Source organism: Streptomyces sp. NPDC014727, assembly GCF_043083485.1.
In the GTDB taxonomy this organism is placed as follows: domain Bacteria; phylum Actinomycetota; class Actinomycetes; order Streptomycetales; family Streptomycetaceae; genus Streptomyces.
Genome location: NZ_JBIBYR010000001.1, coordinates 629,538 through 644,265 on the forward strand (window position 1 = coordinate 629,538; position 14,728 = coordinate 644,265).

At 69.5% G+C, this 14,728-nt stretch carries 13 protein-coding genes; 8 read left to right on the forward strand and 5 right to left on the reverse strand.

Annotated elements, in window-relative coordinates; all coding sequences use genetic code 11:
* Positions 1-48: 48 nt before the first annotated feature.
* The 8 genes from gap to ACF1B9_RS02890 all read left to right on the forward strand — a co-directional run bounded on the left by gap (position 49) and on the right by ACF1B9_RS02890 (position 7,844).
* A complete protein-coding gene (gene gap, locus ACF1B9_RS02855) occupies positions 49-1,059 on the forward strand; it encodes a type I glyceraldehyde-3-phosphate dehydrogenase (protein WP_391739887.1) in 1,011 nt (336 codons plus the stop codon).
* A 109-nt stretch (positions 1,060-1,168) separates the two neighbouring features.
* Positions 1,169-2,380, forward strand: coding sequence for a phosphoglycerate kinase (locus ACF1B9_RS02860; protein ID WP_391739886.1), 1,212 nt, complete (start codon positions 1,169-1,171; stop codon positions 2,378-2,380).
* Positions 2,381-2,386: 6 nt separating this feature from the next.
* A complete protein-coding gene (gene tpiA, locus ACF1B9_RS02865; protein ID WP_391739885.1) occupies positions 2,387-3,163 on the forward strand; it encodes a triose-phosphate isomerase in 777 nt (258 codons plus the stop codon).
* Between the two features lie 115 nt (positions 3,164-3,278).
* The gene (gene secG / locus ACF1B9_RS02870) at positions 3,279-3,515 is read left to right on the forward strand and encodes a preprotein translocase subunit SecG (RefSeq protein ID WP_114243929.1); all 237 of its coding nucleotides are present in this window, start codon (positions 3,279-3,281) and stop codon (positions 3,513-3,515) included.
* Positions 3,516-3,624: 109 nt separating this feature from the next.
* The gene (locus tag ACF1B9_RS02875) at positions 3,625-3,960 is read left to right on the forward strand and encodes an RNA polymerase-binding protein RbpA (RefSeq protein ID WP_072483070.1); all 336 of its coding nucleotides are present in this window, start codon (positions 3,625-3,627) and stop codon (positions 3,958-3,960) included.
* Positions 3,961-4,124: 164 nt separating this feature from the next.
* Complete coding sequence (pgi, locus tag ACF1B9_RS02880) at positions 4,125-5,777, forward strand: glucose-6-phosphate isomerase (RefSeq protein WP_391739884.1); 1,653 nt, start codon at positions 4,125-4,127, stop codon at positions 5,775-5,777.
* Positions 5,778-5,781: 4 nt separating this feature from the next.
* A complete protein-coding gene (locus tag ACF1B9_RS02885) occupies positions 5,782-6,285 on the forward strand; it encodes a PH domain-containing protein (protein ID WP_391739883.1) in 504 nt (167 codons plus the stop codon).
* Positions 6,282-7,844 carry a PH domain-containing protein gene (locus tag ACF1B9_RS02890; RefSeq protein WP_391739882.1) on the forward strand — a complete coding sequence of 521 codons (1,563 nt, stop codon included), beginning with the start codon at positions 6,282-6,284 and terminating at the stop codon, positions 7,842-7,844. The genes ACF1B9_RS02885 and ACF1B9_RS02890 overlap by 4 nt, the downstream gene beginning before the upstream one ends.
* Positions 7,845-8,068: 224 nt before the next feature.
* Here the strand turns inward: ACF1B9_RS02890 and pgl are convergent, their stop codons facing one another.
* The 5 genes from pgl to tkt are packed head-to-tail and all read right to left on the reverse strand — an operon-like array spanning position 8,069 to position 14,633.
* The gene (gene pgl / locus ACF1B9_RS02895) at positions 8,069-8,851 is read right to left on the reverse strand and encodes a 6-phosphogluconolactonase (RefSeq protein ID WP_391739881.1); all 783 of its coding nucleotides are present in this window, start codon (positions 8,849-8,851) and stop codon (positions 8,069-8,071) included.
* On the reverse strand, positions 8,848-9,858 hold the full coding sequence (gene opcA / locus ACF1B9_RS02900) for a glucose-6-phosphate dehydrogenase assembly protein OpcA (protein WP_391739880.1): 1,011 nt from the start codon (positions 9,856-9,858) through the stop codon (positions 8,848-8,850). Before opcA ends, pgl begins: the two co-directional genes overlap by 4 nt.
* Positions 9,855-11,387: a glucose-6-phosphate dehydrogenase gene (gene zwf, locus ACF1B9_RS02905; protein WP_376282907.1), complete on the reverse strand. Its 1,533-nt coding sequence runs from the start codon at positions 11,385-11,387 to the stop codon at positions 9,855-9,857. Before zwf ends, opcA begins: the two co-directional genes overlap by 4 nt.
* A gap of 5 nt (positions 11,388-11,392) precedes the next feature.
* A complete protein-coding gene (gene tal / locus ACF1B9_RS02910) occupies positions 11,393-12,511 on the reverse strand; it encodes a transaldolase (protein WP_391739879.1) in 1,119 nt (372 codons plus the stop codon).
* A 34-nt stretch (positions 12,512-12,545) separates the two neighbouring features.
* Positions 12,546-14,633, reverse strand: coding sequence for a transketolase (tkt, locus tag ACF1B9_RS02915; RefSeq protein WP_391739878.1), 2,088 nt, complete (start codon positions 14,631-14,633; stop codon positions 12,546-12,548).
* Positions 14,634-14,728: the final 95 nt, after the last annotated feature.

Sequence of the window (14,728 nt, forward strand, 5' to 3'; positions counted from 1 at the left end):
CAACTCGCCGGCGTCGAAAACCGGCGTACCTAACGAGGAGATCGGTTCGTGACGATCCGCGTAGGCATCAACGGCTTTGGCCGCATCGGACGTAACTACTTCCGCGCGCTGCTGGAGCAGGGTGCGGACATCGAGATCGTGGCTGTCAACGACCTGGGTGACACTGCGACCACGGCCCACCTGCTGAAGTACGACACCATTCTGGGTCGTCTGAAGGCGGAGGTCAGCCACACCACCGACACCATCACCGTCGACGGTCACACCATCAAGGTGCTCTCCGAGCGCAACCCGGCCGACATCCCCTGGGGCGAACTGGGCGTCGACATCGTCATCGAGTCGACCGGCATCTTCACCAAGAAGGCCGACGCCGAGAAGCACATCGCCGGCGGTGCCAAGAAGGTCCTCATCTCGGCTCCGGCCAAGGGCGAGGACATCACCATCGTGATGGGTGTCAACCAGGAGAAGTACGACGCGGCCAGCCACCACGTCATCTCCAACGCCTCCTGCACCACCAACTGTGTCGCGCCGATGGCCAAGGTCCTGGACGAGAACTTCGGCATCGTCAAGGGCCTGATGACGACGGTCCACGCCTATACGAACGACCAGCGCATCCTGGACTTCCCGCACTCGGACCTGCGTCGCGCCCGCGCCGCCGCCGAGAACATCATCCCGACCACCACCGGCGCGGCCAAGGCCACCGCCCTGGTGCTCCCGCAGCTGAAGGGCAAGCTGGACGGCATCGCCATGCGCGTCCCGGTGCCGACCGGCTCGGCCACCGACCTGGTCGTGGAGCTGCAGCGCGAGGTCACCAAGGACGAGGTCAACGCCGCGTTCAAGAAGGCCGCCGACGACGGCGACCTCAAGGGCATCCTCTACTACACCGAGGACCCGATCGTGTCCTCGGACATCGTCAGCGACCCGGCGTCCTGCACCTTCGACTCCTCGCTGACGATGGTTCAGGACGGCAAGTCGGTGAAGATCCTCGGCTGGTACGACAACGAGTGGGGTTACTCCAACCGTCTTGTCGACCTGACCGTCTTCGTCGGCAACCAGCTCTGACCTTCGGGTCGGCAGGCATCTCGATGTGAGCACGGGGCTCGAACAGCGCAACGCCGCGCCGTTCGAGCCCCGTTGCATGCTCCCTCGCCCTTCCAAGGAGTCCAGCAAGATGAAGACGATCGACGAACTTCTCGCCGAAGGGGTCACCGGCAAGCGCGTATTCGTCCGCGCCGACCTCAACGTGCCGCTGAGCGGCACCACCATCACCGACGACGGCCGCATCCGCGCCGTCCAGCCGACCGTGGAGAAGCTCGCTGCGGCCGGGGCGCGGGTCATCGTCGCCTCGCACCTGGGTCGTCCCAAGGGGGCTCCGGACCCCGCCTTCTCCCTGGCGCCCGCCGCCGCCCGTCTCGGCGAGCTCCTCGGTGCCGACGTGGCCTTCGCGACCGACACGGTCGGCGAGTCCGCCCGCGCCACGGTCGCCGCGCTCACCGACGGCCGGGTCGCCGTCATCGAGAACCTCCGCTTCAACCCCGGTGAGACCTCCAAGGACGACGCCGAGCGCGGCGCGTTCGCCGACCAGCTCGCCGAGCTCGCCGACGTGTACGTGGGCGACGGCTTCGGAGCCGTGCACCGCAAGCACGCCTCGGTCTTCGATCTTCCGGCCCGGCTGCCGCACGCCGCCGGTGACCTGATCGCCACCGAGGTCGGCGTCCTGAAGAAGCTCACCGAGAACGTCGAGCGCCCCTACGCCGTCGTGCTCGGCGGCTCCAAGGTCTCGGACAAGCTCGGTGTCATCGACCACCTGCTGGAGCGCGCCGACCGCATTCTCATCGGCGGCGGCATGGCGTACACCTTCCTCAAGGCCCAGGGGCACGAGGTCGGCAGCTCCCTCCTCCAGGAGGACCAGATCCCGGCGGTGCTGGAATACCTCGAGCGCGCCGAGGAGAAGGGCGTGGAGTTCGTGCTCCCCGTCGACGTCGTGGTCTCCGAGCAGTTCCCGGACCTCAAGGCCAAGGCCCCGACGCAGCACCGCACCGTGCCCGCGGACGCCATCCCGGCCGGTTTCATGGGGCTGGACAACGGTCCCGAGACCAACAAGCTGTACGCCTCGAAGCTCGCCGACGCCGTCACCGTCTTCTGGAACGGTCCGATGGGCGTCTTCGAGCACCCTGATTACGCCGAGGGCACCCGGGCCGTCGCCCAGGCCCTCGTCGACTCCTCGGGCTTCAGCGTCGTCGGCGGTGGTGACTCCGCCGCCGCCGTCCGCATCCTGGGCTTCGACGAAAACGCATTCGGACACATCTCGACCGGTGGCGGCGCCAGCCTCGAATACCTTGAGGGCAAGACGCTTCCCGGCCTCGCCGCACTGGAGGACTGACCTTTCATGACCACTCGCACCCCGCTGATGGCGGGCAACTGGAAGATGAACCTCAACCACCTTGAGGCCATCGCACACGTCCAGAAGCTCGCCTTCGCCCTGGCCGACAAGGACTACGAAGCCGTCGAGGTCGCCGTCCTGCCGCCCTTCACCGACCTGCGCTCCGTACAGACGCTGGTCGACGGCGACAAGCTGAAGATCAAGTACGGCGCCCAGGACATCTCGGCGCACGACTCCGGCGCGTACACCGGTGAGATCTCCGGCCCGATGCTCGCCAAGCTGAAGTGCACCTACGTCGCCGTCGGCCACAGTGAGCGCCGCCAGTACCACGGCGAGACCGACGAGATCTGCAACAGCAAGGTGAAGGCCGCCTACAAGCACGGCCTGACCCCGATCCTCTGCGTCGGCGAGGAACTGGAGGTCCGTGAAGCGGGCAACCACGTCGCGCACACGCTCGCCCAGGTCGACGGCGGTCTGCGGGACATCCCGGCCGACCAGGCCGAGTCGATCGTGATCGCGTACGAGCCGGTCTGGGCGATCGGGACCGGCAAGGTCTGCGGCGCCGACGACGCCCAGGAGGTCTGCTCGGCGATCCGCGGCCGCCTCGCCGAGCTGTACTCCCAGGAGCTGGCCGACAAGGTCCGCATCCAGTACGGCGGCTCCGTGAAGTCCGGGAACGTCGCCGAGATCATGTCGAAGCCGGATGTGGACGGCGCCCTCGTCGGCGGCGCAGCGCTGGACGCCGACGAGTTCGTCAAGATCGTCCGCTTCCGCGACCAGTGAGTATGCGGTAGCGCGGATCCGTCGTACCCTTGCGGGGGCCGGGGAAGGTGTAGCCTCCCGGCCCCCGTTGTTCGCACATGCAGTCCAGAGGAATTCCGGAAAGTAGGGACCAGCCGTGATTTTGGCGTTCGAGATCGCCCTGATCGTCTTCAGCCTGCTGCTGATGCTGCTGGTGCTGATGCACAAGGGAAAGGGCGGCGGTCTCTCCGACATGTTCGGTGGCGGCATGCAGTCGTCCGTGGGCGGCTCCTCGGTCGCCGAGCGGAACCTGGACCGGATCACTGTGTTCATCGGTCTGGCCTGGTTCGCGTGCATTGTTGTGCTTGGTCTGCTGATCAAGCTGGACAACTGACCCGTCGTACGCGATTCCCGGTGAGGGTGTAACTCCTTTCACTGGACGCGCGTTGGGCCTTACGTAGACTGGGGCATCTTCGAGCACCATCACGCAGGGAGTTACGACCGTGGCAAGTGGCAACGCGATCCGGGGAAGCCGGGTCGGAGCGGGGCCGATGGGGGAGGCCGAGCGTGGCGAGTCCGCGCCACGTCTCCGCATCTCCTTCTGGTGCTCGAACGGGCACGAGACGCAGCCGAGCTTCGCCAGTGACGCGCAGGTACCGGAGACTTGGGACTGTCCGCGCTGTGGTTTCCCGGCAGGTCAGGACCGGGACAGCCCGCCGGACCCGCCGCGCACCGAGCCGTACAAGACACACCTCGCGTACGTACGCGAGCGGCGGAGCGACGCGGACGGCGAGGCCATCCTCGCCGAGGCCCTGGCGAAACTCCGGGGCGAAATCTAGCGCCTCGCACCGGAAGTTCACCGGCCGAGCACCCACAGGGTGCCCGGCCGGACTGCTTTTGCCGTGCCGCAGCTTCCCATCGTCTCGTCAACCCCTCTGATCAATTAAGTTGGAGAGGCAGCGGGGCATCTGCAGGCACGAGAAGAAGTGGGCTGATATCCGGGATGAATACACCTAGCCGAACCAGGCTCAACCAGACGCCCGAATGGAACGCTCTGGGCAAGCACCGTGAGCAGCTCGGGACCACGCATCTGCGGCAGCTCTTCGCGGACAATCCGCAGCGCGGTACCGGATACACCCTCCGGGTCGGCGATCTGTATGTCGACTACTCCAAGCACCTGGTCACCGACGAGACGCTCCGGCTGCTGCGCGAACTGGCCGCGACCACCGGGGTGGCACAGCTGCGGGACGCGATGTTCCGCGGCGAGAAGATCAACACCACCGAGGACCGCGCCGTCCTGCACACCGCGCTGCGCGCCCCGCGCGATGCCGTGATCGAGGTCGACGGCGAGAACGTGGTGCCCGGTGTGCACGCCGTGCTCGACAAGATGGCGTCCTTCTCCGACCGCATCAGGTCGGGCGAGTGGACCGGTCACACCGGCAAGCGCATCAAGAACGTCGTCAACATCGGCATCGGCGGCTCCGACCTCGGTCCCGCCATGGCGTACGAGGTGCTGCGCTCCTTCACGGACCGCTCGCTCACCGTCCGCTTCGTGTCGAACGTCGACGGCGCCGACCTCCACGAGGCCGTGCGCGATCTCGACCCGGCCGAGACGCTCTTCGTCATCGCGTCGAAGACCTTCACCACGATCGAGACCATCACCAACGCCACCTCCGCCCGCGACTGGCTGCTGACCGGCCTGAGGGCCGGTCAGGAAGCGGTCGCCGAGCACTTCGTGGCGCTGTCGACGAACGCCGGCAAGGTTGCGGACTTCGGCATCGACACCGCCAACATGTTCGAGTTCTGGGACTGGGTCGGCGGCCGCTACTCGTACGACTCCGCCATCGGCCTCTCGCTGATGATCGCCATCGGTCCGGACCGGTTCCGCGAGATGCTCGACGGCTTCCACCTCGTCGACGAGCACTTCCGCACCGCCCCCGCCGAAGAGAACGTCCCGCTGCTGCTGGGCCTGTTGGGTGTCTGGTACGGAGCGTTCTTCGACGCCCAGTCGCACGCCGTGCTGCCGTACAGCCACTATCTGTCCAAGTTCACCGCGTACTTGCAGCAGCTGGACATGGAGTCCAACGGCAAGTCCGTGGACCGGGACGGCGAGCCGGTCGACTGGCAGACCGGACCGGTCGTCTGGGGCACCCCCGGCACCAACGGGCAGCACGCCTACTACCAGCTGATCCACCAGGGCACCAAGGTCATCCCGGCCGACTTCATCGGCTTCGCCGAGCCGGTCGCGGACCTGCTGCCCGGCCTGGTCGCCCAGCACGATCTGCTGATGGCCAACTTCTTCGCCCAGACGCAGGCGCTGGCCTTCGGCAAGACGCCGGACGAGGTCCGTGCCGAGGGCGTCGCCGAGGAACTGGTGCCGCACAAGACCTTCAAGGGCAACCACCCGACGACCACGATCCTGGCCGACCGCCTGACCCCGTCCGTCCTCGGCCAGCTGATCGCCCTGTACGAGCACAAGGTCTTCGTCCAGGGCGCCGTCTGGAACATCGACTCCTTCGACCAGTGGGGCGTCGAACTGGGCAAGGTGCTCGCCAAGAGGATCGAGCCGGTGCTGACCGAAGGCCGGGGAGGCGAGGGGCTGGACAGCTCGACCGCCGCACTCGTCGAGGCGTACCGCGCCCGCAGGGGGCGCTGAGCCGATGACCACGGGGGAGCGGACGGTGCGGCTGAGGCCGCCGAACAACACCCTGGACCCGAGGGCCGTCGGCTGGTGGCGGGCCCGGTGGCTGCTGCTGACCGCGGCACCGGTGGTCGTCCTGGCCGTGCTGGGCGCGCTCATCGAGCCCGCCCGGTTCTGGCTGCTGCTGTCCGCCGCGGTCCTCGCGGTCCTCGGCGGCGGCTGCGCCGTCCTCTTCCCCCTCTGGTGGTTCCGCACCCACCGCTGGGAGGTGACCGACGAAGCGGTGTATGTCAGAACCGGCGTGCTGCGTCAGGAGTGGCGGATCGCCCCGATGTCCCGGATCCAGACCGTGGACACCGTGCGCGGCCCGCTCGAACAGCTCTACCGGCTCGCCACGGTCACCGTGACCACCGCGTCGTCCAAGGGCGCGGTGCGGATCGAGGGACTGGGCCATGAGCCGGCGGCCGAGCTGGCCGAGCGGCTGACCCGGATAACCCAGGACATTCCCGGGGACGCCACATGAGCGCCGGGACAACCGTCTTCCCGGCGGCCGACGACGACAGCGCCGACGGCCCCGATGCCGCTGCCGGCTGGCGGCGGCTGGACCGGCGTACGGTCCTCCTCAGCGCACTCCTCGCGGCCGGGGTGGCGGCCGGCGCGGCCGTACCCACCACGCTGGGGCTCTCCGGGCGGTTCGGGTTCGCACCCGCGGTCGCCTGGGTACTGGCCGGTGCCGTCCTGCTGATCGCGGGCGCCGCGGCCGGCGACCATGTGCGGTGGCGCCGCACCCGCTACCGCATCGGCGCCGAACGGGTCGAGCTCCACACCGGGCTGTTCCTGGTCAAGAAGCGCTCACTGGCCCGGCCACGCATCCGCAGCGTCGACCTCACCGCCCACCTGCTGCAACGGGTCCTGGGCCTGGTCACCGTCCGCATCGGCACCGGCGAGCACACCGGCAACGAATCCACCCTGGAACTGGACCCGGTCCCCAGGGCCGAGGGCGAACGGCTCCGCCGCGAACTGCTGGAACGTACAGCCACCGGAGCCCCGGGCACCCATCGCGAGGGCGAGCTCGTCGCCCTCGACCCGCGCTGGATCCGCTACGCACCGGTCTCGTTCGTCGCCCCCGCGCTCGGCGGCGCGGCGGCCGGCGGGGTGATGCAGGTCAGCGACTGGTTCGGGGCGCAGGGACAGGTGATCGACTGGATCGGTGACCGGTTCCGGGACACCTCACTGATCACCATGATCGTGATCCTCGTCGTCGCCGCGGTCGCCGCCGGGGTCGTCGGCGCGCTCGGCCTGTGGGTCGAGATGTGGTGGAGCTACCGGCTGGAGCGCGAACCCGGCGGCACCCTGCGCGTCCGGCGCGGACTGCTGACCTCCCGCTCCGTCTCCATCGAGGAGCGGCGGCTGCGCGGTGTCGACCTCGTCGAACCGCTCGGCGTGCGACTGTTCGGCGCCGCCAGGGTCGACGCGATCACCACCGGGCTCGCCAAGGACGACGAGGAGCAGCACGGCGACCACAACACCCTGCTGCCCGCCGCGCCGCGCCGCGTCGCCGACGCGGTGGCCGCCGACGTCCTGCGCGAGGTCATGTCCCCGACGGGCGCCCCGCTGACCGGACACCCCCGCGCGGCCCGGGGCCGGCGGTTGCGCCGGGCGTGCGGGGCCGTCGTGGCCCCCGTCGCCGTCCTCGTCCTGCTGGGGTTGTCGCTGACACCCGTCCTGCTCGGGATCGCGCTCGCCTGCGCTGTCGTCGGGCTGCCCGTCGGGGTGTTCCTCGCCCGGGACGCGTACCGCGGCCTGGGACACACCGTCCATGGCGACTACCTGGTGGTCCGGTCCGGCACGGTGCGGCGCTCGACCGCCGCCCTGGAGCGGGCCGGTGTCATCGGCTGGACGGTCAGGCAGACGTACTTCCAGCGGCGGGCCGGAGTGCTGAGCCTCACCGCGACGACGGCCGCCGGAGCGGGCGCGTACACGGCGTACGACGCGGACGCGAACGAGGGACTCGACTTCGCCTCCAAGGCCGTTCCGGGCCTGCTGGAGCCCTTCCTGGAGCGCACTCCGCCCGCCGGGTGACCGCGCGGTGCCCGGCCGTGCGTCGGTTCGACGAGCAGAGCCCGCCCGACGCCCTCGGCGCGTGCGGTGCCGGACCGGCCACAGCACTAGCCCCTGCTGAATCCCGCCGCTGAAGCACGCCGCGCCCGTCACGGCGGTCGCACCCGGGCCGTGCCCAGTACGCCGCAGGCCCGGTTCGCTCCGAGGGACGAACCGGGCCTGTGCACAACGGCACTGACGACCGCTCAGGAAGAGGCAGGCGGATACAGCGCGCGTGGCAGCCGTGAGGCCGCCGCCGCGTCCAGCAGCCACAGGGTGCGGCTGCGTCCGTACGCACCGGCCGCCGGGGCCTGGATCTCCCCGGCGCCCGAGAGCGCGATCTCCGCGGCCTCCGCCTTGTCCTCACCCGCGGCGAGCAGCCACACCTCGCGCGCCGCCCGGATCGCGGGCAGCGTGAGCGAGACGCGGGTGGGCGGCGGCTTGGGCGCGCCGTGCACACCGACGACAGTGCGCTCGGTCTCCCGTACCGCGGGCAGCTCCGGGAAGAGCGACGCGACATGCGTGTCCGGACCGACGCCCAGCATCAGGACGTCGAACGTCGGCACCGGGCCGTGGTCCTCGGGGCCGGCCGCGGCGGCCAGTTCAGCGGCGTACGAGGCCGCCGCCGCGTCGGCGTCGCTGCCGCACGGACCGTCCGAGGCGGGCATCGCGTGCACCCGTGACGGGGTCAGCGGCACCGAGTCCAGCAGGGCCTCGCGGGCCTGCGTGACATTGCGCTCCGGATCGCCCTCCGGCAGGAACCGCTCGTCGCCCCACCACAGGTCGAGCCGCGACCAGTCGATCGCGTCCCGGGCGGGCGCGTCGGCGAGGGCGGCCAGCAGGCCGTTGCCGTTGCGCCCGCCGGTGAGGACCACCGAGGCGTAGCCGCGTGCGGCCTGGGCGTCCACGATCCTCGTGATCAGCCGGGCCGCGGCGGCCTGCGCCATCAGCTCCTTGTCGCGGTGCACGACAAGCTGAGGGGCACTCACTTCGCCGCCGCCTTCTTGGCCGCGGTCTTCTTCGCGGCGGCCGGGGCGGCGGCGGGAGCGGGCTCGGACGGCTTCTGCTCCGGTCCGGCGAGCTTCTCCACGCCGAACTTCACCGTCGCCGCATAGGTGTTGTCCGGGTCCAGGCGCCGCAGCTCCTCGGCGAGCAGCTCGGCCGTGTCCCGCCGCTTGAGCGCCACCGCACGGTCCGGCTGGCCCTGCATCGAGAGCGTGGCCAGCGAACCGTCCGGGCGGTCCAGAACGATGACGCCGTTCTTGGTCTCCATCCGCACGGCCGTCAGACCGGGACCGTCGGACAGGGTGCGTGCCACCGGGACCTGGAGGCGGTCCGCGAGCCACATGGCGAGCAGCTCGCAGCTCGGGTTCTCCGACTCGCCCTCGACCGTCGCCGAGGCCACCTCGACCTGCTGCTGGTCGAGCGCGGCCGCCAGCATCGAGCGCCACGGCGTGATGCGGGTCCAGGCCAGATCGGTGTCGCCCGGGGTGTACGACCGGGCGCGCACCGCGAGTTCGTCACCCGGGTGCTCCGATGCGTACGCGTCGGTGATCCGGCGCTGGGCGAGTGCGCCCAGCGGGTCCTTCGCCGGGTCGTCGGGCGCGTCCTCGGGCCACCAGACCACGACCGGGGCGTCCGGCAGCAGCAGCGGCAGGACCACGGACTGGGCGTGGTTGGCCAGCTCGCCGTGGAGGCGCAGGACGACGGTCTCGCCGGTGCCCGCGTCGGAACCGACCCGCACCTCGGCGTCGAGCCGGGCGTCGCGGCGGCTGCGCGGCGAGCGGCTGACCCGCTTGATCACCGCGATGATCCGCGAGGGGTGCTCGCGCGAGGCGTCACCGGCCGACTTGAGCGCGTCGTACGCGTTCTCCTCGTCGGTGACGATGACCAGGGTCAGCACCATGCCGATGGCCGGGGTGCCGATGGCGCGGCGGGCCGACACCAGCGCCTGGTTGATCTTGCTGGAAGTGGTTTCCGTGAGATCGATCTTCATGGCCGGCGCCAGCTCCGTCCGTCTCGTGCAAGCATCTCGTCCGCCTCGGCCGGGCCCCAGGTGCCCGCCGGGTACTGCGCGGGCTTGCCGTGCTTGTCCCAGTACTCCTCGATCGGGTCGAGGATGTTCCAGGAGAGTTCGACCTCCTGGTGCCGGGGGAAGAGGTTGGCGTCGCCGAGCAGCACATCGAGGATGAGCCGCTCGTACGCCTCCGGGCTGGACTCCGTGAAGGACTCGCCGTACGCGAAGTCCATCGTGACGTCCCGCACCTCCATCGAGGTGCCGGGCACCTTGGAGCCGAACCGCACGGTCACGCCCTCGTCCGGCTGGACCCGGATGACCAGGGCGTTGCCGCCCAGCTCCTCCGTCGCGCCGGACTCGAAGGGCAGATACGGGGCGCGCTTGAAGACGACCGCGATCTCCGTGACCCGGCGGCCGAGCCGCTTTCCGGTCCGGAGGTAGAACGGCACGCCCGCCCAGCGGCGGTTGTTGATCGTCAGCTTGATCGCGGCGAAGGTGTCGGTCGTCGACTTGGGGTCGATGCCGTCCTCCTCCAGATAGCCGAGGACCTCCTCGCCGCCCTGCCACGCGTGCGCGTACTGGCCGCGCACCGTGTGCTTGCCCAGGTCCTCCGGCAGCTCCACCGCCGTGAGCACCTTGAGCTTCTCGGCGACCAGGGCCTTCGGGTGGAAGGAGCCGGGCTCCTCCATCGCCGTCAGCGCCAGCAGCTGGAGCAGGTGGTTCTGGATGACGTCACGGGCGGCGCCGATGCCGTCGTAGTAGCCGGCCCGGCCACCGATGCCGATGTCCTCGGCCATCGTGATCTGGACGTGGTCGACGTACGACCTGTTCCAGATCGGCTCGAACATCGTGTTGGCGAATCGCAGCGCCAGGATGTTCTGGACCGTCTCCTTGCCCAGGTAGTGGTCGATCCGGAAGACCTCGTTGGGCGGGAACACGTCGTGGACGATCTGGTTGAGCTCCTGTGCGCTCTTCAGATCGTGACCGAAGGGCTTCTCGATGACGGCACGCCGCCAGGAACCCTCCTTCTGGTCGGCGAGTCCGTGCTTCTTGAGCTGCTGGACGACCTTGGGGAAGAACTTCGGCGGCACGGAGAGGTAGAAGGCGAAGTTGCCGCCCGTGCCCTGTGCCTTGTCGAGGTCCTGGATCGTGGCCTTCAGGGTCTCGAAGGCGTCGTCGTCGTCGAAGTTGCCCTGGACGAAGCGCATCCCCTGGATGAGCTGCTGCCAGACCTCTTCACGGAACGGCGTACGCGCGTGCTGCTTGACGGCGTCGTGGACCTCCTGGGCGAAGTCCTCGTCGTGCCACTCGCGGCGCGCGAAGCCGATGAGGGAGAAGCCCGGCGGCAGCAGGCCGCGGTTGGCCAGGTCGTAGACGGCGGGCATCAGCTTTTTACGGGACAAATCGCCCGTGACGCCAAAGATCACCAGGCCCGACGGTCCCGCGATGCGCGGGAGCCGTCGGTCCTGGGGGTCACGAAGCGGGTTGGCTCCGGGAACACCAGACAAGGTGGTCAGCCCTCCGAAGGAGCGAGGCGCTTGAGCTCCGCCTCGGTCGAGTTGAGCAGGTCGATCCAGGACGCCTCGAACTTCTCGACGCCCTCGTCCTCAAGGAGCTGGACGACGTCGTCGTAGGAGATCCCGAGCTTCGCGACCGCGTCGAGCTCGGCACGGGCCTGCTCGTAGGTGTCGGCGATGGTGTTGCCCGTGATCTGCCCGTGGTCCGCCGTGGCGTCCAAAGTGGCCTCGGGCATGGTGTTCACCGTGCCGGGGGCGACCAGGTCGTCGACGTACAGGGTGTCCTTGTACGCGGGGTCCTTGACACCGGTCGAGGCCCACAGCGGACGCTGCTTGTTGGCCTGCGCCTTGTCCAGGGCGGCCCAGCGCTCCGAGCCGAAGACCTCTTCGTACGCCTGGTAGGCGAGCCGGGCGTTGGCGAGTGCCGCCTTGCCCTTGAGCGCCTTGGCCTCGTCGGTGCCGATCGCGTCGAGACGCTTGTCGATCTCGGTGTCCACGCGGGACACGAAGAAGGAGGCCACCGAGTGGATCTTGGAGAGGTCCAGGCCCGCGGCCTTCGCCTTCTCCAGACCCGCCAGGTAGGCGTCCATGACCTCGCGGTAGCGCTCCAGCGAGAAGATCAGCGTGACGTTGACGCTGATGCCCTTGCCGATGACCTCGGTGATCGCCGGGAGACCGGCCTTCGTCGCCGGGATCTTGATGAGCGTGTTGGGCCGGTCCACCAGCCACGCCAGCTGCTTGGCCTCGGCGACGGTGGCGGCGGTGCGGTGCGCCAGACGCGGGTCGACCTCGATGGAGACCCGGCCGTCCTGGCCGTCCGTGGCGTCGAAGACCGGACGCAGGATGTCCGCCGCATCCCGTACATCGGCCGTCGTGATCATGCGGATGGCCTCGTCGACGGTGACCTTGCGGGTGGCGAGGTCGGTGAGCTGCTGCTCGTAGCCGTCGCCGTGCGAGATCGCCTTCTGGAAGATCGACGGGTTGGTGGTGACGCCCACGACGTGCTGCTCGTCGATCAGCTCGGCGAGGTTGCCCGAGGTGATCCGCTTGCGCGACAGGTCATCGAGCCAGATCGCCACGCCCTCGTCGGAGAGGCGCTTGAGTGCGTCTGTCATGAGAATTGCATCTCCTACTAGTCGTATAACGGCGTCAGCGTGTGGCGGCGGCGAGAGATTCCCGCGCTGCGGCGGCGACGTGCTCGCCGGTGAAGCCGAACTCACGGAAGAGGACCTTGGCGTCGGCCGAGGCACCGAAGTGCTCCAGCGAGACGATCCGGCCAGCGTCCCCCACGTAACGGTGCCAGGTCAGACCGATACCGGCCTCGACCGCGACCCGGGCCTTCACGGACGGCGGCAGAATGCTGTCCTTGTAGGCCTGGTCCTGCTCCTCGAACCACTCGACCGACGGCATCGACACCACCCGGGTCGGGATGCCGGCCGCCTGCAGCTCCTCGCGTGCCTCGACGGCGAGGTGCACCTCGGAGCCCGTGCCGATCAGGAGGACCTGGGCCTCGCCGCCTTCGGCCTCGAAGAGCACGTAGCCGCCCTTCGCCGCGTCCTCGTTCGCCTCGTACGTCGGCACGCCCTGGCGGGTCAGCGCCAGACCGTGCGGGGCCCCCTTGCCGAACACCTTGGTGTAGCGGCGCAGGATCTCGCGCCAGGCGATGGAGGTCTCGTTGGCGTCGGCCGGGCGGACGATGTTCAGGCCCGGGATGGCGCGCAGCGAGGCCAGGTGCTCCACCGGCTGGTGGGTCGGGCCGTCCTCGCCGAGACCGATCGAGTCGTGTGTCCACACGTACGTCACCGGCAGGTGCATCAGTGCGGACAGCCGAACGGCGTTGCGCATGTAGTCGGAGAACACCAGGAACGTGCCGCCGTAGATGCGGGTGTGGCCGTGCAGCGCGATGCCGTTCATGGCCGCGGCCATGGCGTGCTCGCGGATACCGAAGTGGATCGTGCGGCCGTACGGGTCGGCACCGGGCAGCGGGTTGCCCGCCGGGAGGAACGACGACGTCTTGTCGATCGTCGTGTTGTTCGAGCCCGCAAGGTCGGCGGAGCCGCCCCACAGCTCGGGGATGACCTCGCCGAGCGACTGGAGCACCTTGCCGGAGGCGGCGCGGGTGGCGACGCTCTTGCCCGGCTCGAAGACCGGCAGCCTGTCCTCCCAGCCCGTGGGCAGCTCGCCCGCGGAGATCCGGTCGAACTCGGCGGCGCGTTCCGGGTTGGTGGTGCGCCAGGCGGCGAGGGACTTCTCCCACTCGGCCTTGGCCTCACGGCCGCGGTCCAGCGCCTCACGGGTGTGGGAGATGACCTCGTCAGAGACCTCGAAGGACTTCTCCGGGTCGAAGCCGAGGACCTTCTTCGTCGCGGCGACCTCTTCGTCACCGAGCGCCGAGCCGTGCGAGGCCTCGGTGTTCTGGGCGTTCGGGGCGGGCCAGGCGATGATCGAACGGGCCGCGATGAACGAGGGGCGCCCGGTCTCGGCCTTGGCGGCCTGCAGTGCCTCGTACAGACCCGCCGGGTCCAGGTCGCCGCTGGGCAGCTGGTCGACGCGCTGGACGTGCCAGCCGTACGCCTCGTAACGCTTCAGGGTGTCCTCGGAGACCGCGGTCTCCGTGTCGCCCTCGATGGAGATGTGGTTGTCGTCCCACAGCAGGACCAGGTTGCCGAGCTTCTGGTGGCCGGCCAGCGAGGACGCCTCCGCGGAGATGCCCTCCTGGAGGCACCCGTCACCGGCGACGACCCAGACCATGTGGTCGAACGGGGAGGTGCCGGGGGCCGCGTCCGGGTCGAACAGGCCGCGCTCGTAACGGGCGGCCATCGCCATGCCGACGGCGTTGGCGACACCCTGGCCGAGCGGGCCCGTGGTCGTCTCGACGCCGGTGGTGTGGCCGTACTCCGGGTGACCGGGGGTCTTCGAGCCCCAGGTGCGGAAGGCCTTGAGGTCATCGAGTTCCAGGCCGTAGCCGGCCAGGTAGAGCTGGATGTAGAGGGTCAGGCTGCTGTGACCCGCGGAGAGCACGAACCGGTCGCGACCGGTCCACTCCGCGTCGGCGGGGTCGTGCCGCATCACCTTCTGGAAGAGGGTGTACGCGGCGGGAGCCAGGCTCATCGCCGTGCCCGGGTGGCCGTTTCCGACCTTCTGTACGGCGTCGGCGGCAAGGACGCGGACAGTGTCCACGGCCCGCTGGTCCAATTCGGTCCACTGGAGATCTGTGGTGGTCGGCTTGGTGCTCACCCTGAGTCAGGGCTCCTCTCCACTGTTTGAAAACCGGTGACTGTGACCGCACCGGGCGTTGTCGAGCCTACCCCCGTCGGAACACGCATTTTCCG

What these genes read in the sequence shown, in the direction of transcription:
- ACF1B9_RS02860 (WP_391739886.1), top strand. Translation starts at nt 1,169, where the DNA reads ATGAAGACGATCGACGAACTTCTCGCCGAAGGGGTCACCGGCAAGCGC.
- tpiA (WP_391739885.1), top strand. Translation starts at nt 2,387, where the DNA reads ATGACCACTCGCACCCCGCTGATGGCGGGCAACTGGAAGATGAACCTC.
- pgi (WP_391739884.1), top strand. Translation starts at nt 4,125, where the DNA reads ATGAATACACCTAGCCGAACCAGGCTCAACCAGACGCCCGAATGGAAC.
- ACF1B9_RS02885 (WP_391739883.1), top strand. Translation starts at nt 5,782, where the DNA reads ATGACCACGGGGGAGCGGACGGTGCGGCTGAGGCCGCCGAACAACACC.
- ACF1B9_RS02890 (WP_391739882.1), top strand. Translation starts at nt 6,282, where the DNA reads ATGAGCGCCGGGACAACCGTCTTCCCGGCGGCCGACGACGACAGCGCC.
- opcA (WP_391739880.1), bottom strand. Translation starts at nt 9,858, where the DNA reads ATGAAGATCGATCTCACGGAAACCACTTCCAGCAAGATCAACCAGGCG.
- tal (WP_391739879.1), bottom strand. Translation starts at nt 12,511, where the DNA reads ATGACAGACGCACTCAAGCGCCTCTCCGACGAGGGCGTGGCGATCTGG.